Source organism: Corynebacterium sp. AOP12-C2-36, assembly GCF_052379185.1.
In the GTDB taxonomy this organism is placed as follows: domain Bacteria; phylum Actinomycetota; class Actinomycetes; order Mycobacteriales; family Mycobacteriaceae; genus Corynebacterium.
This window is the reverse complement of sequence record NZ_JBQSYJ010000030.1, coordinates 1-21,887: the sequence shown is the minus strand read 5'-3', so window position 1 is coordinate 21,887 and position 21,887 is coordinate 1. Positions and strand designations below refer to the sequence as shown.

Below are 21,887 nucleotides of genomic sequence, written 5' to 3'. Positions count from 1 at the left end.
CCGTGGACAGCGAGCGAATGCACAGGATTCATCGCAGCAGCAGAGGGTGAACGACCTGTCCTCACCGCAGAGCGCAGTGACTGGTGGTGCGAAGAAGACCACCGCCTCGCTGCCGCTGCCCCGGAAATGCGCGCCACCATCGCCGCACAGACGTGGCAGTGGGGTGTCCTGCACCGTCAGGTCGTCATCTGCCTCGACTTCTACGGAACCGAGGACGAAGAACCCGGACACCAGCGCTGGACTACCTCACGCTCCCATGCGGAGAAGTGGAAGGCCTACATGGAAGGCGTACTCCCCAGAGAGGCCTACCACCTTGTCCGTCGGCCTGTCGGCCCCGTAGAGGTGGTGGAGAAGTGAGCGACATCTCCGCAGACCAAGCCAAGTCCCTACTCGACAGGGCCACCTCTGGTGCCTGGGAGGCGTACACAGTGCCCGACGACCGCACGACCGCCGGCTAGGTGGCCGTCAGTCTGGACGACAGGGAGATGGTGGTACCGCCCCGCAGTGGCGGCATGGGTGCCGCGCTCGACGCTCACCTCATCGCCGCGGCGCCGGATCTCGCCCGCACGGTTATCGCCCAGGCGGAGGAGATCGAGCGGATAAAGACGGCGCTGATTGACCACCTCCGACAGGAGGCTGATGGGTGGGTCTCCACCCACAACCACTGACCACCAGAACTCATGTTCGACACACTACCGCTAAGGAGACACACCGTGACATTCCGACGACTCGGCACCCCACCCGAGACCACCGAGCAAGAGGTGGCACGGCTTTCCGCCACTCCGAAGGGATCCCGGGCGCACTACTGGTCTACTCTGCCGGTGCGGCAGGAGGACGTAGAGGTCTCGGGTGTCTACCGGCTCCCCGAGGCCCAGGACGGCACGTACGTCGTCGGCGTCGTGACCGGAATTAACACCAAGGGCAAGGTTACTGGAGGCACCCGTCAGCGCAACCGCAGCTACGCCGTCATGGTCGTGGGTGGTACCAGCGAAACCTACCGGCCCGGTGGCTATGACCTTGCCGTCAGCGAGACGGAACTGCGCCGGGCGGAGAAGATCTGTCTCTAGGTGCGGGTAGCTGCCGGTCGCGTGGTCGGGGTGTGGGCCAGGTCTTTCGCCCTGACCGATATCGACGGCCAAGACACCCCGTCGTCGTGTACCCGGGCGTCGCACGTCGTGCACTCCCAGATCCGGTGACCGTAGTTTCCGTTGCCGCCGGACCATCCGACCAGGTGGCTGCCGGCGGTGGTCCACGAGTGGCCTGCCGGGCACTGCGGAGGGCGGGTCTCCACCCACAGCCAACGGTTTTCCATCGAATCCATGTTCGACAAACTACCCGCACGAAGCCGTTTTCTGCGCACATGGTAGCCGTCAGGGACGCGCGTACTACCGACCATCTCGACACGTTGTGCTGTAATATGCTCCCCATGAATGTGTATACCGAAGCCACCGGCGATCAGCGCCGTCTCGCTGAGGCGCTGACCGACTCCGCGCTGGTCGAGCGCCACGAGAACCCTGCGCTTCGTGGGTTCCTGGTCGAACGAAACCTGCACCGGGCCCGGCTACTCCTCAATGCCGGCCTGGCCCACGACCCGGACGCATCGGCCGGCACCGACCACAATCCCTACGCGGAAGTTGTAGCCGTTGCAGCCGTTGCCGACACCCTCGCCGACGCCGCGATCCGCGAACTGCACCAGGACCCGTCGGTGAAGTCCGAGCTGGTCGAGAACCTCCGGGTACTCGCCGGTGATCTCGTTGCTGCCGGCTACCGGATGGGGGATCACGCATGAGCATCGCCGTACCCACCGCCGTGATCCTGATCTGGGCGCCCGTCTTCGCCGCCTGCGCGTTCTGGCTGACACTGCGGGCCAGCCGCCATGCTGTGTTCGCCAGTCTCGGCGGCGTCGTTGTCGCCACGGCGGTCGCTGTGTTCGCGCTGACCCCAGCCATGGGGGAGCACTCCCGCCTCGACACCTGGGTCGGAACCGCGCAGGCCCAGGGTGCCGAGGATCCGGGCACCGGAAGTGGTGAGCAGTGATGTGCCGTCACGTCACCCGCACCGTGCAACTGGTGAACTCTTCGCAGGCGGGAGGCTTCGACCCGGACCGCGACCACGCCGCGGAGTCCACCTGCCACCGGTCCCAGTGTGTCCGCACAGCCGGACGACGAATCGCGCAGACCACCCTGGAGGCACCGGTGGTGCGCACGGTGGAACCGGGGGCCGCACCGGGGCCGTGGACTCCCATCGTCGACTACCTGCAGGACACCCGCCGCGCAGGAAGCACCTGACCGCAGGGGCAGCATCTAGACGCACCGCACACAACAGAACCCCCGCTACCTCATGGGAGGCTACGGGGGTTCTGTTGTGGGAACAGATCAGCGCCGCGGCGACGGACCATCCACGCGCAGCGCGCCATCGTCGCCGCTGACCACCCGAGCCGGGGTACCGCCGGCCGCAGCGAGCAGGTCGTCCACATTCGCCATGTCCCCGCCTCCCGTTACCGTGGCGACCACCGACCCGCGGCTGATCTTCAACTTCGGGGTGCCGCCCTCGTCACCGTTGTCGAGCACCTGGACGGTGAACCCGCGCAAGCTGGTGATCCCGCCGGCGTTGACGTTGGCGTCCTGGGTGCGTGCGGCGTGTGCCACCTGCGCCAGTGACGGATCGAGCGCAGCGGGGATCAACGATGCGTCGTTGACGTTGACCCAACCGACGAAGTCCCCGCCCATGCCGGCAGCCTCCCACAGCGGCGGGCCGCCCTCGGCGAACACGTCGGCGCCGGTGGAGACCACCAGGGCGCTGACCGGCTCGGAGGTGCTGTCGGTGGTGAACTCGCCGATCACTCGGCCACGGGTGTCCAGCGACCCGGTGAACGTGCCGGCGTTGGTGGTGTAGTCCACCGTGACCACGTCCTCCACGGCCAGGCGGTCGGCGGTGGTGGCGACCTCGTCGAGTGTGTCGGATTCGGTGGTCGACCACGGCCGGATGATCACCAGGGCGACCAGGGCGACGATCACTGCCACCACCGCGGCGATCACGATGTAGCTGCGCGTCGCCGAGGGATGACGCGGCCGGGACCGGTTGGTTCTCGGCAGGATCCGTCGGCGTGCCGAGCGGCGGGTGTTGAAACTGTCTCTGGCCATGGTCTCGCGTTCTCCTGTGTGGTGTTCTCCGGTGGGCATGAGTGAAGCCCTCCCACACATCATGACATGTGCGGGAGGGCTTCTAGTGACCTCGCGGGTTGGTAGTCGGGGTAGTCGTGTCAGCGCGCTACTGCAGCGGGCCGACGTTGGCCGCCTGGACCTCGGTCTCCTGGCCCGAGGAGTTGACCATACGCACCCGGCCGGTGGGCAGGTGGCGGTACTTGATCCCGTAGCCGGGGGATCCGCCGCGCAGGCCAGACGACAGGATCACCATGCCGGTGGGGTGGTCGGCGATCATCGGGGCGATGAACTTGCTCATCATCGTGTCCGAGCTCAACGCGGCGTCGGTCTCGGTGACGATGAAGTGGATTCCGACGTCGATGCCGGATTCCATCAGCGCCATCAGCTTCTCCAGGCCCGGCATCGACGGGCTGGGCTGCTTGAAGCTGGGGTACTTGTCGACGTAGACGAAGATCTCCTTTCCGCTGAAGTAGCCGCGGGTGGTGATCAGCTTCGGGTCGGACTGCAGCAGTTCCTCCGACGGCATGCGCATGTCGATAATCTTCTCCAGACGCTCGCTGATCTCAGTGAGCTTGGATCGGTTCATCGCGTAGTTGGTCGGCTTCATGAAGCCGCGTTCCACGGCACGCTGCTGGAAGTCGATCAGTGCGCCACCGCCGTCGAGCAGGATCATCGACGCCTCGGACGGTGAGTACGTGGCCATCACGCCGGACATGTGGGTGCGCAGCAGGGTGGTCGCACCGCGGCCGGCGGCGCCGGCGATCAACAGGTGACGGGCGCGAGCCGTGCGCTGCAGGTCGTGATAGTACGGCTTGCCGGTGGCCATCGAGACGCCCAGCGGGATCTTGCGCTCGTGGCCGGCAACGCGCTGCTGCTTTCCGTCGACTACCCCGTCGAGGAGCAGGTTCGGGTTGTCGGACTGCACCAGGTTCCAGGTCTTCTGGAAGCTGACCGCGCCCTTCGGTGCCATGAGCTTCTCCAGCGAGGTGCCGGGGGTCTCGCGCTCGTGGAACTCCGCGATCTTGGTGCCCAGGTCCCGGATTGCGTCGGAGTAGTTGCGGCTGTGGTCGTAGCCGAACCCGCCACCGGGCAGTGGGCCCTCCTCGATGCGGTAGGCCACCGGCACCATGATGCGCCCGTGGTGCCAGTCGACCTCGCCCTTGGCCGTGGTCATCGAGCCGTCGGCCACCCGGCCCGGGGTGGACGAGGGGATGGTCCCGAGCAGGGTGCGCAGGGGCAGGCCGCGGGCCGGTGCATCCGCGGGGTCGTCGTGGTTGAGGATGATCTTGGTGCTGAAGAGCTCACCGAGCTGGGGGGCCTTGAACCCGTCCTTGCCCGACAGGGTAACCACGATGTGCACACCGTACTGCGGTCCGCGAGTCACCAGCGTCTTGACCCAGTCGACGAGGTCCGGGTGGTCGTCCTTGACCGCCTCGATCCAGGCGCCGAATCCGTCGATGGCGATCACCAGGTGGCCGTAGGGGTCGTCAGTGATACCGAGGTCGGCCTTGCGGTCGATGTAATCGTTCAGGTCGGCGGGGCGGTGGGTGGTCCAGGCGGTCTCGCGCAGTGCCATGATCCGGTCGACCTCGCCGCGCATGCGCAGCCACATGTCGTTGTCGGTGCGGTTGGCGTAGGCGGCGACGTTGGGCCAGGGCTCCATGTCCGACAGGCTGTTGCCGGAGTAGTCGTAGAGCAGCCAGCCGACGCGGTTTCCGGTGTGGCGCATCGCCGAGGAAGCGACCAAGGTCTTGACGGTCGTGGACCGGCCCGTTCCGCGGTCGCCGTAGACGGCGATGCTGGAGCCCTTGCCATTCAGCGAGACCTCCATCGGCTTGCGCCGGTGCTCGAAGGGTACGTCGATGTCGCCGAGGCGCAGCGTTCCGTCGGGGATGGTTCCCCAGTAGTCGTCGCTGATGTGGGCCAGGGACATTGGCACGCTCATCGGCTCGGCCCACAGAGTGCGCGGGGTGGTGTAGTCGGCGCCCTTTTCCAGGATCATGTCGCGTACGGCGGTGAACTGGTCGCGCACCTCCTCGTCCTCACGGGTGTCGCGTCCCTTGGGGTCGTGGTCGATGATGTCGATGCTGGAGTCCGTCTGCCCGCTCAGTGACGCCGCGCGGGTGAACTGCGCGGTGTCGAAGGTCAGCACCTCGGCGGTGTTGTCGCCGGGGGCCGCCGGGGCGGGTGCGGTGCGCCCGTCGACGGTCTTCACCGCAGCGGCCGGGTCGTATGCCAGCCCATGGTTAAACCCCTGGAACCAGGTCAGCCTGGACTCCTGCATGTGCTGGCTGCGCAGCACGGCCACCCGGTTGGGCGGCAGGGTCGCCCCCTCGCCGGACTTGATGACTGCGTTGGATCGCGCTGCGCTCTCGACCTTCAGGGTGAAACCGTAGGTGAACTGTTCCATCGCGTCGCCCAGCAGCGTGGTGTCGAGGTACTGGCTTCCCAGCAGCAGGTGGATGCGAAGCGAGCGTCCCACCGCGGCGATGGATGCGAACATTTCCTTGTAGCTGGGGTTGTTCTTGATGAACTCGCGGAACTCGTCGGCGACGAAGACCAGGGCCGGTAGGTCCGGCATGTCCAGGTCGGGGTTCTTGCGCTTCATCTTGTTGTACGTGACGTAGTCCTCGCAGCCCCAGCGCTTCAGCAGTTCCTGGCGGCGCAGAACCTCGCCTTCCAGAGCCGCACGGGTGCGGTCGACCATGTCGACCGCGTCCCTCAGGTTGGACAGGCAGGCCAGTACGTGGGGCATGCCGGCAAAGTCGTTGAACGTCGCCCCACCCTTGAAGTCGGCGAGGATGAACACGACACGTCGCGGGGAGAACCTCAGCATCCAGATCAGCAGGATGCACTTCAGCAGGAACGACTTGCCCGTACCGGTGGATCCGGAGAATAGGCCGTGGGGGCCGGAACCGCCGGAAGAGTGCTGCAGGATGTCCAGCTCCGCGAGCTCGCCGGTGGGGTTGTACTTGCGCGAGTCCACCTCGAATCCGACGGGGGCGAGGAAGTTCTCTTCGTCGTCGTTGTCCTGCCACTTGCGGCGTAGGTCGTAGATGGACAGGTCGGCGGTGCCGACGACGTCCATCAGGGTCGGGGCGTCGACGGCGACCGGGGTGTGGTCGACGACATCGTCACTGGCGGCGGCGAGCTGGCCGAAGCCCTCAGGGCGGATTCCCGCCAGGTGGCGGGCGACGCGCTCGGCTACCTCGATGGAGGTGTCGTCGCAGCGGATGGGCACGCCGTGCAGCGGGAAGAAGTGCACCTGGTTGTCGAGGGTGACGTCGAAGCGCTCCTCCTCCATGGTGACTTCCTCGTCAAAGCCGTTGACGATGATCATTGTGACGTCGTCGACGGCGATGACGGAGCGCCCGTCCTCCTTGATGACCTGGGTAGCCGCGTCGTTGTCCTCGGCGGTGACGATCAGGTCGGTGGGGTATGACACGACCTCGTCGGGGGTGTCGACGACGACGTAGATCCGCGCGTCGTTGCGCTTGGCCTCGCGGCGAAAGCGCATCAGGTCGCGGGTGGCCGAGCGCATGTCGGTGTAGAACATCGGCACGAAGCCGTGACGCGACACTGAGTCGGGGTCGGCGAAGACGTTTTCGTTGTGCGGCAGCCACTTGACCCACTCCCACTTGTCGCGGTTGTCTTCGGAGGTGACGACCACGACGTGGAGGTTGGTCGGGGAGTGTGCGTAGGCCAGAGACAGCAGCATGGTGCGTGCCAGGCAGTAGGCCGCCTCGCGGTCGTGGCTGCGGGTCAGCGAGTAGGCACCCTCAGTGAGGTTCACGCCGATCGCGCACTCCTGGACCGCGCCATTGACGGTCATGAAGTTCACGTTCTGGGTGTAGATCACCGGCTCGCGGGTCTCGGTGACATCCGTCATGTCCCCAATATCGATCTGCGGGTTCAGCTCACGCGGGCCCACACCGATGCGGGCGGTGTAGGCCGGGTACCGCGCTAGGGTCCCTTCCTCGGCCAGCCCGTTGGCGATTCCATCGTTGTTGTGGGGATTCACCGACCACAGGGTGTCGTGCTGCGCCCCGATCAGGGTGGGCATCGCGTACGGGTTGGGCAGCGTGCGCACGGTAGTGACGTGCATCGCCTCGCCGATTCCGTGGACCACCTCGCGCTTCTTGGAGATCTCCATGGAGTTCTTCTTGCGGGACTTGTCGATGTCGGCTTCGCTGGGCCCTTCGCCGTTCTGGCCGGCCTGGCCCATCCGGCTCATGAGCATCATCATCATCATCATGCCGCCGATACCGCCGCCGGTGGCCGCCGAGGCTCCGGTGCTCGCGCCACCGGAGCGCATGAGCATCATCACCGCCATCATCACGACCATGCCGCCGATCATGGCGATGGGCATGAGTTTGCGCATCGTCGACTTCATCGGCTCGATCTCCTGCGGTGGTGCAGGTTCGAGCTGGGCGCCATTCATAGGTACCTCGGGGATGGATCGCCGCTGCGGCGCTGGCCTGAACACGTTGTACGACATGCTGTTTGATTATGCCATTTAGGGTGATCTTGTGTCACCAAGCACGGAAACATGCTGGCCGCGGAAACAATCTGAACAGCTGCGGAAGTGACGAATAGCAACCATCTGAACAGAGGTTAACGTACCGTTTCATAAGATTCCTGCATTAGTAGTTCGATGGTGATCCGAGTCCCGACGTGACCTGAGGTACCCCGGTGACACCTCGCGTAGACCCGACCAGCGCGGCGAGTATGGCTCAGTGGGTCGCACGTCCCCTGGCACGGATTCCTGCACACGCCCCAGCACGGTCTCGTGAACGCGGTCGGGCACGCCGTCTGGCACAGTTTTGCGGACCACCCCGGCTGTGGGGCGGGTCCTGCATCTGTGCAGCTATGCGTGCGCGCGCCTCGATGCCGGCACCCCGCCTATCGAGCCACTGCAGGCCTGCCTGGCGTGCGACCCCCTGGCACACCACCCGTGCACGGCCCGGGGCACAGGAACTGGCCCAGACCTCCGGCTGCGTCGATGAGGGCAATACTGGGGCAGGGGAGGGGAGTTGCCGGCTCCGGGGACGCTGCGCGGCTGGTCGAGTTAGCGATCGCCGCGACGTGGTCCCGAAGCCGGCATTGCTTGACGCTGCTAGGGTGATACTGCACCACCTAGAAGGATTCCCCTATCTCCGACCAGGACGCCGACGACACCATGACCAGCCCGACGCCACAGCAGCAGACCATCATCGACACAGTGCTCGCCGGCCCCCCTGCGGCAGTGATCGTCGCCGGTGCCGGCACCGGCAAGACCAAGGTTATCCGGTGGATCGCCAGCGTCTTCGCCGACTACGGCGTCGGGGGAGCCTACGTCGCGCTGAACAAATCGGTCGCCGCCGAAGTCGGATCCAAGTTCGACCGGGGGAACGTCGCTGCGATGACGATCCACTCACTGTGTTTCCAGATCGCCACGACCTACCCGCACATCAGCGTGCTGCTGTCGCGGCTGGGAAGCGACAACGCCGTGCCGCGGTGGAAACTGGCCCGGCACATGAAATACGCACAGACCTACGCGTACTCCAGCTTCACCGACCGCAACCACGCCCGCTATGCCGCGAGCGCCCCCGCGCGCAACACCACCATCAGCGCCAACCGCATGCTGATCCACGGTCTCGACGCGCTTCGGTCCTGGTGCGCCAGCGACGCCGAGACCGTCGGACCACAGCACGTCGACTGCCCGGTCGGCATGCCGCCGGAAGTCTTCGACAATGACTTCGCCGGCACCGTCGTGGAGCTGGCGAACTGGCTGTGGGCCGCTGACATTACCCACCCTGAAGGACGCATCGCGTTCACCCACGACTACTACCTGAAGATGGTCAGCCTGCAGCATCCGGACCTCACCGCGTTCTGGCCGCACGGATCCCTGCTGCTTGTTGACGAGGCCCAGGACGCCCGCCCTGCGATGCTGTCGATTATTCGCGACCAGATCGGCAAGATGCGCATCGTCGCCGTCGGCGACAGCGCCCAGGCGATCAACGGGTTCACCGGAGCGATCGACGCGCTGCCGATCCTGTCGCAGATCCCCGGTGCGGCCGTGTTGCCGTTGAGCCAGTCGTTCCGCTTCGGCGCCGAGATCGCCGAGGCGTCGAACCGCATCCTCGACGTCATGGGCGCGCAGCTGCGGCTGACCGGATCCCCGTCGATAACCTCCAGCGTGCACGTGACGGTCCCCAGCAGCCGGCCGCCGGAGGTCGACGCCGTGCTCGTGCGAACCAACGCCCGGCTGATCCAGGAGGTCTCCGCGGAACAGGCTGCCGGTCGCCGGGTGCACGCCGTCGCCGACATCGACTACATCTCCTGGATCATGCAGGACATCTCGCGCATCTGCAGCGGGCAGTCGGCCCACCACAAGTCACTGAAGCACCTGACCGGGGAGCACTCGCTGCGCGAGTTCTGCGACCCGAAGTCCGGCGAGGCCGGGGACCTGGGCATGCTGCTGCGCATGGGGCTGAACACGGGCCCGGAGCACGTTCTGTCGATCCTGGAGAAGTGCACCGATGCCGAGCACGCCGACACGGTCGTGTGCACCATCCACAAGTCCAAGGGACGGGAGTGGGACCGGGTCCGACTCGCCCTCTCACCTGAGGAGATCATCCCCGGGACCACGCCGCGCATCCCGTCCCGACGTTCCGACGGAACCTTCGAGCAGCGATCCATGGACGAGTTGATGGCCCTGTACGTCGCGATGACGCGCGCGGCCATTGAGCTCTACCTGCCGGCGGATCTGTCGGAGGCAATCGACCTGCTGGTCGCCCCGGCGCACGCGGGGTTCGCTGCGTCGGGACCTGTCGCCGGGTAGTCCGACTCTCCACACCCGGGGATACCGCGGCCAGTGGTCCTCGGCCTCGTTTGCTGTACGTCGTCGGCATGGTCGCGCACCACTGCTACCATCATCAGGTGTTACACGATCACCCTGAATCTGTCGCCGCAGGCCCACACCGCGGTGGCACAAGAGGCCCCCTCGACGTGCAGGAGTACCGCAGTGTCCCGTCGCCCACTATCCAAACAGCGCCTCACCGGTGAGAACTTCCTGGACCGGCAGTACCGCCAGGCCGTCACGACCGGAAGGTCGTCGGCACTGGTGGACACTCCGTCGGCCAACTTCGCCATCTGGGGGTACGGCGGCGTTCTGGCCGGCCTCGCCGTCGGCCTGGCGTTCGCCATGGGGATGATGAACCCCACACCCAACTCAGGCATGTCGGAGATGATCTCCACCAAGGACGGCGGCCTGTACGTCGCCATGCCCCCGATCGACCCGTCCACTGGCGAGCCCGACGAGAACGCCGACAACAGGCTGCACGAGGTTCGCAACCTCGCCTCCGCCCGACTGATCACCGGATCCCCGGACTCACCCACCATCGTCGGCACCGACGAGCTCCGGGAGTACGGCCGCGGCCCACAGGTCGGTATCGACGGCGCGCCGAACAACCTGGCGACCAACCCCAGCGATCAAGGGTCCTACTGGGGGATGTGCGACTGGCGCGACACCCGCTCCAACCTCTCGCTGACCACCTCACGCAACCTGACCACCACCGCGGTTGCCGGTGACGTGTGGGCTGGCGGCGACGTGATGACCAAGTCGGACGCGATCCTGGTGCGCCCTGTCGACGAGCAGTCCCAGCTCTACATCCTGTTCGGCAACCACAAGGCTAAGGTCGACGCCGACGACGCGGCAATGACGGACGCCCTCGGCATCGGCGCCGAGCAGATCAGCAACGCACAGGTGGTCAGCCGCGGCACCCTCAACTCGATCCCGGCCAGTCCCGACATGCTCGCCCCCAACCTCAACCGTTCCGGGGAGGTGAGCAGCGAGGTGAACGAGCACAGCGTCGGCGACGTGCTGCGCACCTCCACCGCCGACGGGTCGACGCGCTATTACGCCGTGCTCGACGACGGGGTGCAGCGCATCTCCGAGGTGGTCGCCGAGATCCTGGTCAACCACGGTGGGTCCTCCAGCGAGGTCACCGGCGGCGAGGTGGCCGACTACGCCCAGACCTCGTCGATCAACATGGACTCCTTTCCGTCCTCCACGCCGCGAGTGCACACCCCGGCTAGCGTGTGCATGGCTTGGAAGCGTGCGGCGGGGTCCAACACCCCGGAGACCCGGATCATCTACAGCGACACGCTGCCGGTGCGTGACAGCGTCAACGACCAGGCTGTGGAGACCCTGCCGCTGGCCGACGGTTCCCGACCGGTTGCCGACCGGGTGGTGACCGCCCCTGGGCGTGGGTGGTTTGCTCAGGTGACCGGCAACGGCGAGCGCGGCGCCGACGAGCACAGCCAGATGATGTACGTCTCCGACGCCGGGGTGCGCTTCGATCTTCTCGGTGGCGCTGACGACGAGGGCGACGACGACGACGTGCGCAGTTCCCTGGGCTTTACCGACGAGCCGGTGATGATCCCCGACGGCGTCGCCCGGATGCTGCCCAAAGGCCCGGACCTGTCGCGGGAGGCTGCACTGGTGGAGACGGTGGGCACCTCCGACGACACACCGGAAGCGGGAGCCGACAGCGAGGACAGCGACGCCCCGGAGCAGACCCGCCAGGCTGACCCGACGCAGACCCAGGACACCGAGCCGGATCCAGACGAGGTCGACGATCTGGCCGAGGACCTGATCGAGCAGTACGGCACCGAGGAGTCGTCGGCGTCGCGTGAGCCGGATTCTCCGGAGTCCGAAAGCGAGCAGCCCACTGAGACCAGCGAGCCCGAGGAGCCGTGACCGTCGCCTCCACGTGAATACCCCCGTAAGCCACATCCCCGTGCAACAGTGGTTTTGCGGGGGTTTCTCGCGTCCGGGCTGGTGCGGCTGCAGGTCAATGTTCCGGCGAAGGTGGCGAGGATGGTCTACGCCCACGCCGAGGCCGAGCGTCGCCACATCAGCAGTATCTACGCCCAGGCGCTGACCGAGTTCTACGACCGTCATCCCCCGGAGTCGTGGTCGTCGATGACCTAGCCCTACACCCGAACATGAAGAACGGGTCCCGGTTGCCGCCGGGACCCGTTCTGAAAAGCCAAGACCATCGCCGAACAAAGCAACAGGTCTTAGCGTCTACCTCTCGAAGGATAAGCAATATGTCTATTCTGGCATGCCCACCCACCAGCAGCAACCCTGCGCAGAATCCCGCACACGTTCCGGTGGGGGGTGGGGTACTGATGGGGCGGCACAAGAAGATGAGTTCGGCGGCTCAGCCAGAGCACTGCGTACAGCGCCTGCCCACCTGAGCAGGCGCACCACAGACGCTAGCGGTCCGTGTCCGCCAACAGGAGCCCTGCGGCGAGCACGCCGAGGGTGAGGCAGAGCCAGAGCAGGACCACCAAGATCACTGCTGCCGATGCGTCATACCGACCAGACGGTCGGACAGGTCAGGATCGACCCGTGACTGCGTCGCCGGGCTTCCGCGCAGCACGGGGACGGTTTCGTGGTCGGTGAGCGGTCGGCGGCAGATCCCGCTGGGGTCCGACATGTTGATCGCGTCGATCGCGCCGGCGAGGGCGTGCACCGTCACCGAGTCGCGGGCACCTGTCGGTGTTCCTCCGTCGAGCGCCGCAGCATGGTCGGCGAGGATGCGGGCGTGGATCGTGGTCATGGCTGTTCCTTGTCACAGGTTCGGGTCGTCCGTGGGGAGGTGGCTGGGTCCCTGCGATCCGCTAGAGCGCGACGGTCAGTACCGCGAGGACGACCAACGCAGCGGCGGTACCGGCGGCGACCCAGGAGCACACCTGGATCGACTCGGTCCAGCGGTCGGCCGCCAACTCGTCGGTGTCGATGACACGGCTGCGGGCGAACACGCAGCCGACAGCGCCAAGCAGGCAGACCAGAAAGAAGATGCCTCCGCCGACCAGGCCGGCGAGCAGGAGTTGCTGGGTGGACAGTTCGGCGATGCTCACGGGATCACCACGTCGCACAGCGCGTTGTCGGCGGACTTGACCAGCGCGATGATCTCGTTGCGGACGTCTTTCCCGGTGGCTCCGAGCTTGCCGGCCAGGCGCAGGGTGACGTATCCGCCGTCGGCAGGGGTGTGGGTGACTCGGGCGGTGTAGGCCTGCGGAAGATCGGCAGTGTCCTTGGACCAGGGGTGAGCGTCGGGGAGTTGGCAGTAGCCGCACAGTCCGTCCGGACCGCCGGAGAGGACGGCCCATTCGACGGAGTGCAGTACGCCGCGGTCGAGTAGGTGCGGGGCTGAAGTGGTCATGCCGGCAAGCGTACCGTATACCGACCAACGTGGTCACTAGCCTACATTCCCGCAGTTCGTGTATGCCGTTGCGCCAGGCGACACTCGCCACCCTACTAGTGGGGACGTGACGGGTGACCGCCCCGGATCGGCAGCGTTCCCGCAGCAGGCGGCGCGGTCGGCGTGGGGGCTCGGCGGGGCGACGGGGCGGGGCGAGCGGTGCACCTACTAGCCATGCTGGTCCCTGTTCCCTGAGACGGCCGACGGAATGGCCCACGGCGGGCTCGCGGCGTGCCAGTGTGGCGGGGGGGGTGCCCTGGGCCGATGGCGCCCTCGGCATGCCCCGGTGTGAAGGTACCGCACCGGCGGGGCCGCACTTTCGAACGCAGTGAATTCGCGACAGGTGCCGCTTGTCGCGAATGGTTGTCAGATCCGCCACGCTCGGCGAAGTGCCGTCGCGGTGGCCGGTGCGCGCACTTCGCCGCGTCGTGCGACCAGCGCGACCAGCCGCCAAGGGCCGTGGGGGCATCTCCTTGTGGTTCGATGGGGAGGGGGGGGGGTGGGCCTACTTGGCGGCCACGGCGGAAGCAGTGAGGTCCACGTCGGCAAGGCGGGTGGACAGCACCTGATCCCAGTTGCGGGCGTACAAGTTGGTGCGCTCCGACACCTCCTGAGCGACGGGGCTGTAGTCATGCAGGTTCAGGGTGCCGTCTTCGTGGCGATCGACGGCCACACCCATCTCCACCTCCAGGTCCGCTGCGGCCACCTCCAGGGCCTCGATCGAAACGCTGCGGCTGGTGAACACGAAGTCGTTGAGCGGGTGGAAGGTTGCTCCCCAGTCACCGGTGTACTTCGCCAGTTCCTCGGCGACGATGGAGTTCTCGGAGTAGAGAGCCCCGGTGGCCGGTCGGTAGTTCATGGTGTCGGTCATGCCGTCGAAGTCACCGCCGCGGGCGAACTGGGTCAGGTCGTCGACCTGCCGGGCGGTGGGGCCGTCGGTCCAGCCGATACGAATTGTGGTCTCGTTGGACTTGGTCACGGAGAACTTCGTGCCGGGTAAGGCGGCTTTAAGCACGCGGCGCACGATCTTGTTGACCTCGGCGGCGGGGGTGTACTTGGTCATGGGCATGGCGGTTTCCTTCAGGTGGTGGGTGAGTCCCGGGCCGGGCGCCCGGACTGCTGTGCTGGCCCCCACTCTACGCAATTACTAACCGCCATAATAGGTAGTTGCCATGTCCCTACTCAATGCGTCGTCCTAGAACTTGATCGCCTTGGCGGCGAACTCGCTGCCGGCGTTGATCTTCTCGGCGATCTCCTCGGCGCGATCCTTGGTCATGATCATGGCGAACAGGTTGCGGCGCGTCGCCGTACCTTCGGGGGTCAGACGGCCAAGCAACTTTCCGGTGACAGCGTCGCGGCACAGGACGGCGTGGGGATTCTCGGGCAGGGCGGGCATACGGGTGGTCTTGGTGGCCATGTTCGGGAGTCCTTTCGGTGTGTGAGGTGAGCCGGATTCTATTCCTCGCTGTCTGACACCAGTATGCCCGAGTAGTGATCGATCTGGCGAGTAGTCGTGGGGTCCCTTGGTCAGAGACAAACGAAACCCCCGGTCGCACATGACGTACGACCGGGGGTTGGAGGGGCAGGGCGGCTAGACGGTAGCCAGGTTCAGACCGGGGCTCGGCGTTGGGGTCGAGCGGACCCGGTGCCGGGTCACGAGGACGGCCACCGACAGGTAGCCGACGATGGTGAGAACCGCCAACGTCCAGCTGATCGCCCCGTAGTGGAAGTCGAACACCGCCGGAAAGCTCACAGCGGTCAACCGGTGCAGGGCCATCGCCGTGCCTGCAGTTGCCGCGGCAGTGAGGGCGACGGCGAAGCTGGACCATCCCAGTGTGGAGACGAGCTTGAAGGCGACAAAGGCCGTCACGCAGTGCCAGGCCAACAAGCAGGCAGACCAGAGCATCGAGTAGGGCTGCATGCCATCGAGCTGGACCATGTTGACTGCTTGGATCTGATACCCGCCACCAGTGACGAACGCGGCCGCGCAAGCGATAGCGAAGACCGCCAATGCGCTGTTGATTGCCACAGTGCGACTTCGGGCCCCAGGAGTATCGGCCATGAGCGCCTGGGTGAGGTAGGTAATGCCCGCTGCGATGGCGATGAAAGCGCAGATGTGGCCGATCAGGTCCGGGAGGTTCCACCATCCGGTGACGGCATGTCCCAGCCCGTCGATGATCGTGTCACCCAGCCAGGGTGAGCGCAGTAGAACCGCCACACCCAGTGAGCTGGTCAGTGCCGTCAGCGCAAGGCTGGGGAACGTGTCGCGGTGGCTGAGTCGGTAGACGGCGATGCCGAGACCGGCGACGCCGAGGATGATGGAGAGGGCGTCGATCGGGGCGAAATCCATCTGGGGCTCCTTGTCGTATCTTCCTGTTCGGGCGGGGTTGTCCGACACGCTGATCGCGGGAGGGTATGTGCGGGGAGGGGGCAGTAACGCGGGGAGGTGAACTGGCGATAGAGTGCGCCAGTACTATGAGATTACCCTGCCCTGCCCCAAATCCTGGGGTTAGCGGCCGAACGTTCTGGTTCGTCCGGCGAACTGATCCAGGCAATCGGACAGCCGCTCGGCGGTGAAGTCGGGGAAACCGCCCTCGGCGAACATGAGCTCGGCCTGGGCGATCCGCAGCGGGTCGAACCCGGAAGTGCGCTGGTTTCCAGACGTACGAATATACAGGTCAACCGGGGGAAATCCCACCGGCTCCAGGGCGTCGACATCCCCGGACGCCGCGCGCAGATGATCGCCGGCGTCGTAGTCGAGGTACAGGGCGATCTGGAGTTCGGCGGTGGAGTCATGGGCCGGGCTGGCGTCCTCCAGTTCCTCGATACGGTGTCGCAGGGACGTGGGGACGTGATGCCTGTACCCGATCCAAGTCACCGCGGCTGCACCGGTGGCCACCGGCTCGGCGAGGGTGCCGACGAAGCGGGTCACCGTGTCCATCACGGCCTCCAGTTCGCCAGCGGGCCGAGTCCAGGACAGGTGGTTCATCGCGTGCAGCGATAGGTGGCTGATGCCGCGCGACCGGGTGACCTCGATGAGCCCCGGAAGCACATCGAGCGCGGCGGTGTACCCCTCGGCGGGGCTCTGCCCGCGGCGAGCGGCCCAACGGCGGTTGCCGTCGGGGGAGATGGCCAGATGGCGTAGTTCAGTGGGCGCGGACATGGGAAGTCCTCTCAGGATCTCTGGGCTGTGGCGGCGTACGAAAATACCGTAGCAGCGCCGCAGGGGCCTGCCCGAGCGAAACCGGCGAACGCGAAACCCGCCGCTGGCGACGGCGTGCGCAGAACAAGACACACGGATGACGACGGCGGGCACTCTGGGGACCCGGAAAGTAGAGGTGGGGAGGGATCAGGGAGAGCTGCGAAGATCGGCAATGCAGGTGTGGGCTGCCATGGCCACGAACATCACCGCGTCGGATCCGAGGTGAATCCCTACGACCGTCTCGGCTGTTGTGACGGTCTCCAGGCGGCGCAGTGTGTCTAGGCCGGCCAGGTCGTCGACGCTGGCTACCAGGACTTACAGTGCCTCGGGGCTCAACGGCAGCAGCGACAGGGTCAGTTCGCGGGCGGCGGTGTTCAGGGAGGACAGGCTGGTCGGCCGCACGCGCAGTGCTCGGTCGAGGCAACGGAAAGCACGCAGCGCTGCCGCCGAGAACGGCGAGCGACGAGACACGGGGCCGGCAGCGGCGGGCACCTACATCACCGTCCCTAGGACGGCGGCACGGCCCCGGAACTCGTTGAAGTCCTCGGCGATCCCCGCGTCGGAGGCGTTGACCGCAGTACTGTTCGCACCGAGACCGGCTCTGCGGAGGTCGATATAGACCTCGTTCGCTACCGCGACGCTGTCGCCGTCGAGGTGGCGAACGACCAGGCTGGAAAGTTTGTCGGTGAGGTCGGAAAACGGGCCGCCACCCACGGCGTAGACGGCGTGCTCGTCGGGTGTGAGGTCCTCATCGCGAATATCCTCCGAGAAAATGTAGCCCCAGCCGTCCTCCTCCCCGGACAGTTCAACCAGCCGGTCTTCGCGGTCAACGACGTTAATGGTGGTGTTCGGTGCAAGGCGCTCGATGTCGCGGGTGAACGCGTCGACGTTGACGACGCGGAATCGGTTGCTGCTGGCGAAGGTAACTACGTGGCCCATGGTCAGGGTTTTCTTTCGGCGGGTGCGGATTCGGCCGGATGCCGGACCCTCAGGTACATACTCTATGTATATGTGCACTAATGCCCGCTGTGGCTAGTCGCCGGGTGGTCCCTGATGTGCGTCCGGTGCGCAGAACACGACACACCGGCCCGAGATGCGGGTGTTCGCGCAGAACTGCGCACATCGGGACCTGAGGACGTGACAGCTGCGCAGATCCACGCACATGATCACGGCGGTCAAGCCCAGGGAACTGATACGTCGGAGCGGCGCAAGACGGTCGATCCGACGGTTGACGAAGCCGTGATATCGGCGCATAGTACGCCGGGAGGGCCCGAGAAATACAACGCCACCTGCTGTTATAACCCTTCCCTATTTCGCCGATAATCCATATTATGACACTTTACAGTCAAGTTTGTTCATTTGACCACTTCCCGGGTGATCTTTCTCAGTCATCTTTTGACTTTTCGCAGCCGACTCGCGACCAGTGATGCGCAGAACAGGACACGACCGCCACGATGTGTCCTGTTCTGCGCAGGTTGGCCGAACCTCCGGTATGCGGTGTTCTACGCAGCCCGAGGGACACCCCGGCAAGTTGCCGGGAGTGCTCGGAACTCTGCCGATGTCGGCGCACAGCCCCGTCCGCCACAGACCCCGAGTGCCCGCTAGGGTCACCGCCGTAGCCACCCCAGCCGCGTCGCCTTCGTAGGCGATCTGCATGGAAAACTCGCCGCCTTCGCGCACACCAACGCCCAGGCGCTGAACCGTGGGGCCACCACGATCGTGCAGGTCGTCGACTTCTGGCTGTACGAAAACCCGCGCGAACTGGCCAAACAGCAGCGGCTGCTGCGGCGCATCTGCCCGGACGGCATCGAGATCAGCGACATCGACTACCGGTTCATCGACGGCAACCACGAGAACTTCGGCATCCTCGACCCGGACGCACCCGAACCAGTGCAGATGTTCGACTCGGTCACCTACATTCCCCGTGGAAGCCGGGCACTCCTCGCCGGCGCCGAGATCCTATTCTTCGGTGGGGTGTCCTCTGCCGACACAGCTCACCGCACGGAGGGAAAGTCGTGGTGGACGGCCGAGAACATCAGCGGCGCCCCAGGATGCCCACGCCGTCACCGCTGCGGGAGACGGCGTGGGCATCCTGGTCACCCACGACTGCCCCAGTCGGACGTTCGACGCGCTGTGCGCCACCGGAGGACATGCCCGCGAGAAGATGAACGACTCCTCCGGTGAGGCCAACCGCCGGCGAATCGCCCGTGTGCGCTCTGCTGCGGCGCCGCGGGTGCAGGTTCACGGGCACCATCACACCGCCGCTGTCGTCTCCGGGTCAGTGCTGGGGCTCAACCTGGAGAAAGGCCGCGGCTCAGTGCCCATCTGCGACACGTCCACCTGCTCGTGGACCTCCCCCTGCGGCCGCCAGGACACCAGCGACGATGCCGCCTAGCGGATGCACTAGTCAGCCGGGTCTCCCCTCGCACCCCCCTGCAACCGTGTGCGCTGTTCTGCGCAGCGGTGGACCTACCCCGCCAGGGCCGCCGCATCGAACACCCGCGCCGCCGGGTCCACGGTGACCGTGCTGAACATTGAGGTCAGCACGGTATTCGTCGCGGGCTGCACGACCGTAGCCTTGCCGGCGTCCTCGTCAATCGCCACGACGAGGTAGCGTCCGCGCCGCTTGGCGAACGCCACCGTGGCCAGGGATCCGACCGCCGCGAAGCGCTGTGCGGTGGTGAGGTCGCGCAGCGTCGGGAGTTTCGGCACCGAGGCGACGGCGTCGGTGGCGAACTTCGCGACCGACGCCGCCCAGACCGACTCTCCGCGCCCGGCTGCGTCGGCCAGTGCCTCCAGTGCCTCGCGGGCGGCGTCCAGCAGCGATTTCACCTCGGCCTCGCTCACCGACGGGCCGGGCTCCTCGCCCACCTCCGCAGGCTGTTCGCCTGCCCTTTCCGTGTCCCCTGCCCCGGCGTCTGTGGCGCTGTCTTCCACGCCAGGATGCGGCATACGCTCCACCGCCGCTGGGTCGGTTACAACCGGCTGCGCAGCGCCCGCCGCTGCCGTCGCGCCAGCGACGCTTCTTACAGCCGGCGCGACGGCAGCGTCGTCTGGGGCGGTGCCGCTGTCCGCGCCATGGTTGGTAGTCGCCTTGGTATACGTTGCGTGTACGTCATTGTTGGAGTGATTGTCATCCATGCGCTCATCGTAGCCGGTCGCCTTGTCGCAGGTCCACGCTGCGCTAGGGGGACATGACGAGTGGCCCGGAAACCCCGTTGTCCCCTCGCTGCGGGTGGGAAGTGGCTATCATTGATCCGTAAAGCAATCGACGAAAAGGACCATTGTGCCCCGATCAGATTTACAGAAAATATTCGATGCATGCACCACTCTTGGATATAGCGAACCGGAACTGACGCCAGGTGGTCACTGGTCAACCACTTCACCACTCGGGCACCCTGTGTTCTTCCCTGCCACCCCGTCGGACTGGAGGGCGGTGCGTAACTGCATCTCCCAGTTGGAAGCCAAGGCAGGTAAGAAACTTCCACGTCAAAGGGGATATTCTGGGGGATCATCTGTAGCGCCGACGCCGGTGTCCAACCTGCGGGCGACCACCGACGGCGAGCAGCGCTCCGCCGAATCACGCGCCGCCTGCCTGGCCGACATAGCCGCAATCGACCGTCAGCTGCACGTGGTCGTCGACGAAGACGCCGGTGAAATGCTGCGGCGCGACCGCGCCACCGGGCTACTGGAGAAGCGCGCCAGAATTGCCCGCGCCCTGGAAAACCACTGCGCGCTTGCACCCGAAGTGGACGTCCTCGGACTGGACGCACTGCTGGCCCAGGGAGCGCCGGGGCCGGTGACCGACGGGCACCTGGACGCCCTGCGTGAGCGGTGGGCATGGGGACGCAGCCACTAGTGACCACGTTGGCTGGTATCTGACATACTGAAGAAAGTAGGCCCGCCAGACACGCCCCCGGGCCACCCCCACCGAGAGGAACCCCATGCTCCAGATCGACAAGCACGTCTCCATCACCGCCTCGACCGACCCGGTGAAGCAGGACCTGGAGATCACCTGCAACATCTGCGAGGAGAACATCTGCGACATCGAGTCCGGCGACTCCTTCCAGACGCTGACCTCCTGCGTCGTCGAGCACCTCGACAGCGACCGCAACGTCCACGTAGCCACCGGCGACCTGTGAGAGGTGCCATGAACATGGAGAACCAGAACACCGCCGCGTACATCGGCATCGACCTGGAGTCCACCGGCCTCGACACCCGCGCCGTCGCTGACGGCGGCGACCGCGTGCTGGAGATCGCCGTGATCCTGGTCGCACCCGACCTGAGCATCATCGACCACCACGCCGAGGTCATCGACCACGCGGCCGGTCCCGGCCGCGCCGTGTCCGTCGAGAACCTGCAGGCGGCGTGCAGCGACTACGTCCGGGGCATGCACACCGACACCGGCCTGTGGCACGACCTCACCCAGCGCACCGGCCGAGCACTGCCTGCCGTCGAGGAAGCGATCGTGCGAATGCTCGCCGAGCACGGTGTCACCGCCGAGGATCCCCTGCCGCTGCTGGGCTCGTCGCCTGGCTCCATCGACCGGCCGATGGTCGCCCGCGACTTTCCCCGGCTCACCGAGTACCTGACCTACCGCACGGTGGACGCCTCCACGCTGACCGAGATCGGCAAGCGCACCTTGGGGCTTGCCGACGACCTCGACGGCCCCGACGGCGTGTACGAGCGCACCGCCGAACGTGCCAGCGCGTGGCTGCCGCAGGGGTCCGCCGCACGTCCGCACCGAGCACTGTGGGACATTGCGCGCTCCGCGTTCACCGTTGACGAGATGCTCCACCAGATCGCGGACAGCCCCCGGAGCAGGGAGACGGCCACCCCGGCGGGCTGACGGACGTGATCGACTCCGCTGCCGAGCACCTGGCCGAGGCGCACATGCTCCACGCGAGCGCCTGATCTGCCATCAGACCCGTCCCGTGTGCGCTGTTCTGCGCACACCCCGCTTCGCCCACCTCCCGGAGACACACGCGCCGCTCCCCGGTGCGTGTGCCTTGTTCTGCACCCCCCCCCCCCCTGCGAGACCCTGCGACCAGTCCCGGAGGGGACGCGAGCGCGAGCGGCAGGGCCCCGGCGGGGGTTCTACTGCGCCGGGGCCCTGCGCGGCGGCGGATATGGCCCCCCACAGGCCCCACGGCCCCGCGCCCGGCTGCGCAGAACAGGACACACCCGCGCCTGCGACATTGCCTCCACCTCCAGCCTCCACGCGGACACTGTGTCCTGTTCTGCGCAAGGAGGGGACGTGACGGG

Annotated in this window: 25 protein-coding genes; 13 read left to right on the top strand and 12 right to left on the bottom strand. The window is 66.3% G+C overall.

Annotated features, from left to right (window positions below):
• From ACT3UN_RS15330 to ACT3UN_RS15305, 6 genes are all read left to right on the top strand, one after another.
• The coding region (locus tag ACT3UN_RS15330) for a hypothetical protein (RefSeq protein WP_444657528.1) at window positions 1–357 on the top strand (357 nt) is incomplete at its 5' end.
• Between the two features lie 128 nt (window positions 358–485).
• Window positions 486–668 carry a hypothetical protein gene (locus ACT3UN_RS15325; RefSeq protein WP_444657527.1) on the top strand — a complete coding sequence of 61 codons (183 nt, stop codon included), beginning with the start codon at window positions 486–488 and terminating at the stop codon, window positions 666–668.
• 45 nt (window positions 669–713) lie between these two features.
• Window positions 714–1,067 (top strand): hypothetical protein, encoded by a 354-nt coding sequence (locus ACT3UN_RS15320; protein ID WP_444657526.1) that lies wholly within the window; start codon window positions 714–716, stop codon window positions 1,065–1,067.
• A 359-nt stretch (window positions 1,068–1,426) separates the two neighbouring features.
• Entirely contained in the window at window positions 1,427–1,789 is a 363-nt protein-coding gene (locus tag ACT3UN_RS15315) for a hypothetical protein (RefSeq protein ID WP_444657525.1), read from the top strand.
• Window positions 1,786–2,037 carry a hypothetical protein gene (locus ACT3UN_RS15310; protein WP_444657524.1) on the top strand — a complete coding sequence of 84 codons (252 nt, stop codon included), beginning with the start codon at window positions 1,786–1,788 and terminating at the stop codon, window positions 2,035–2,037. The genes ACT3UN_RS15315 and ACT3UN_RS15310 overlap by 4 nt, the downstream gene beginning before the upstream one ends.
• A gap of 32 nt (window positions 2,038–2,069) precedes the next feature.
• Complete coding sequence (locus tag ACT3UN_RS15305; RefSeq protein ID WP_444657523.1) at window positions 2,070–2,288, top strand: hypothetical protein; 219 nt, start codon at window positions 2,070–2,072, stop codon at window positions 2,286–2,288.
• 87 nt (window positions 2,289–2,375) lie between these two features.
• Here ACT3UN_RS15305 and ACT3UN_RS15300 read toward each other — a convergent pair whose 3' ends face one another.
• A complete protein-coding gene (locus ACT3UN_RS15300; RefSeq protein ID WP_444657522.1) occupies window positions 2,376–3,143 on the bottom strand; it encodes a hypothetical protein in 768 nt (255 codons plus the stop codon).
• 127 nt (window positions 3,144–3,270) lie between these two features.
• Entirely contained in the window at window positions 3,271–7,605 is a 4,335-nt protein-coding gene (locus tag ACT3UN_RS15295) for an FtsK/SpoIIIE domain-containing protein (RefSeq protein ID WP_444657521.1), read from the bottom strand.
• Between the two features lie 738 nt (window positions 7,606–8,343).
• On the opposite strand from ACT3UN_RS15295, the gene ACT3UN_RS15290 reads away from it, so the two are divergent.
• Together ACT3UN_RS15290 and eccB are read left to right on the top strand one after the other, a co-directional pair.
• Window positions 8,344–9,987: an AAA family ATPase gene (locus ACT3UN_RS15290; protein WP_444657520.1), complete on the top strand. Its 1,644-nt coding sequence runs from the start codon at window positions 8,344–8,346 to the stop codon at window positions 9,985–9,987.
• A gap of 183 nt (window positions 9,988–10,170) precedes the next feature.
• Window positions 10,171–11,907, top strand: coding sequence for a type VII secretion protein EccB (gene eccB / locus ACT3UN_RS15285; RefSeq protein ID WP_444657519.1), 1,737 nt, complete (start codon window positions 10,171–10,173; stop codon window positions 11,905–11,907).
• A gap of 601 nt (window positions 11,908–12,508) precedes the next feature.
• Here the strand turns inward: eccB and ACT3UN_RS15280 are convergent.
• From ACT3UN_RS15280 to ACT3UN_RS15240, 9 genes are all read right to left on the bottom strand, one after another.
• The gene (locus tag ACT3UN_RS15280; protein ID WP_444657518.1) at window positions 12,509–12,775 is read right to left on the bottom strand and encodes a hypothetical protein; all 267 of its coding nucleotides are present in this window, start codon (window positions 12,773–12,775) and stop codon (window positions 12,509–12,511) included.
• Window positions 12,776–12,836: 61 nt separating this feature from the next.
• Window positions 12,837–13,076, bottom strand: coding sequence for a hypothetical protein (locus tag ACT3UN_RS15275; protein WP_444657517.1), 240 nt, complete (start codon window positions 13,074–13,076; stop codon window positions 12,837–12,839).
• Window positions 13,073–13,381: a hypothetical protein gene (locus tag ACT3UN_RS15270; protein ID WP_444657516.1), complete on the bottom strand. Its 309-nt coding sequence runs from the start codon at window positions 13,379–13,381 to the stop codon at window positions 13,073–13,075. Before ACT3UN_RS15270 ends, ACT3UN_RS15275 begins: the two co-directional genes overlap by 4 nt.
• Before the next feature lie 544 nt (window positions 13,382–13,925).
• Window positions 13,926–14,483, bottom strand: a complete 558-nt coding sequence (locus ACT3UN_RS15265; RefSeq protein WP_444657515.1) for an LPD29 domain-containing protein — start codon at window positions 14,481–14,483, stop codon at window positions 13,926–13,928.
• A gap of 132 nt (window positions 14,484–14,615) precedes the next feature.
• Window positions 14,616–14,837, bottom strand: coding sequence for a hypothetical protein (locus ACT3UN_RS15260; protein WP_444657514.1), 222 nt, complete (start codon window positions 14,835–14,837; stop codon window positions 14,616–14,618).
• 174 nt (window positions 14,838–15,011) lie between these two features.
• Window positions 15,012–15,770: a hypothetical protein gene (locus tag ACT3UN_RS15255; protein WP_444657513.1), complete on the bottom strand. Its 759-nt coding sequence runs from the start codon at window positions 15,768–15,770 to the stop codon at window positions 15,012–15,014.
• Window positions 15,771–15,929: 159 nt separating this feature from the next.
• Window positions 15,930–16,583 carry an undecaprenyl diphosphate synthase family protein gene (locus ACT3UN_RS15250; RefSeq protein ID WP_444657512.1) on the bottom strand — a complete coding sequence of 218 codons (654 nt, stop codon included), beginning with the start codon at window positions 16,581–16,583 and terminating at the stop codon, window positions 15,930–15,932.
• A 354-nt stretch (window positions 16,584–16,937) separates the two neighbouring features.
• Window positions 16,938–17,114, bottom strand: coding sequence for a hypothetical protein (locus ACT3UN_RS15245; RefSeq protein WP_444657511.1), 177 nt, complete (start codon window positions 17,112–17,114; stop codon window positions 16,938–16,940).
• Window positions 17,115–17,561 carry a hypothetical protein gene (locus ACT3UN_RS15240; protein WP_444657510.1) on the bottom strand — a complete coding sequence of 149 codons (447 nt, stop codon included), beginning with the start codon at window positions 17,559–17,561 and terminating at the stop codon, window positions 17,115–17,117. It abuts the gene before it with no gap.
• 780 nt (window positions 17,562–18,341) lie between these two features.
• On the opposite strand from ACT3UN_RS15240, the gene ACT3UN_RS15235 reads away from it, so the two are divergent.
• Both ACT3UN_RS15235 and ACT3UN_RS15230 read left to right on the top strand, forming a co-directional pair.
• Window positions 18,342–18,806: a hypothetical protein gene (locus ACT3UN_RS15235; RefSeq protein WP_444657509.1), complete on the top strand. Its 465-nt coding sequence runs from the start codon at window positions 18,342–18,344 to the stop codon at window positions 18,804–18,806.
• Window positions 18,787–19,017 carry a hypothetical protein gene (locus ACT3UN_RS15230; protein WP_444657508.1) on the top strand — a complete coding sequence of 77 codons (231 nt, stop codon included), beginning with the start codon at window positions 18,787–18,789 and terminating at the stop codon, window positions 19,015–19,017. Before ACT3UN_RS15235 ends, ACT3UN_RS15230 begins: the two co-directional genes overlap by 20 nt.
• 74 nt (window positions 19,018–19,091) lie before the next feature.
• Here the strand turns inward: ACT3UN_RS15230 and ACT3UN_RS15225 are convergent, their stop codons facing one another.
• Window positions 19,092–19,469 (bottom strand): hypothetical protein, encoded by a 378-nt coding sequence (locus tag ACT3UN_RS15225; RefSeq protein WP_444657507.1) that lies wholly within the window; start codon window positions 19,467–19,469, stop codon window positions 19,092–19,094.
• A 685-nt stretch (window positions 19,470–20,154) separates the two neighbouring features.
• Between ACT3UN_RS15225 and ACT3UN_RS15220 the strand changes: the two genes are divergently transcribed.
• The 3 genes from ACT3UN_RS15220 (at window position 20,155) to ACT3UN_RS15210 (ending at window position 21,471) form a co-directional block, all read left to right on the top strand.
• Entirely contained in the window at window positions 20,155–20,481 is a 327-nt protein-coding gene (locus tag ACT3UN_RS15220; protein WP_444657506.1) for a hypothetical protein, read from the top strand.
• Window positions 20,482–20,566: 85 nt separating this feature from the next.
• Window positions 20,567–20,764 carry a hypothetical protein gene (locus ACT3UN_RS15215; RefSeq protein WP_444657505.1) on the top strand — a complete coding sequence of 66 codons (198 nt, stop codon included), beginning with the start codon at window positions 20,567–20,569 and terminating at the stop codon, window positions 20,762–20,764.
• Window positions 20,765–20,778: 14 nt separating this feature from the next.
• Window positions 20,779–21,471, top strand: coding sequence for a hypothetical protein (locus ACT3UN_RS15210; protein WP_444657504.1), 693 nt, complete (start codon window positions 20,779–20,781; stop codon window positions 21,469–21,471).
• The last annotated feature ends 416 nt before the right edge of the window (window positions 21,472–21,887 follow it).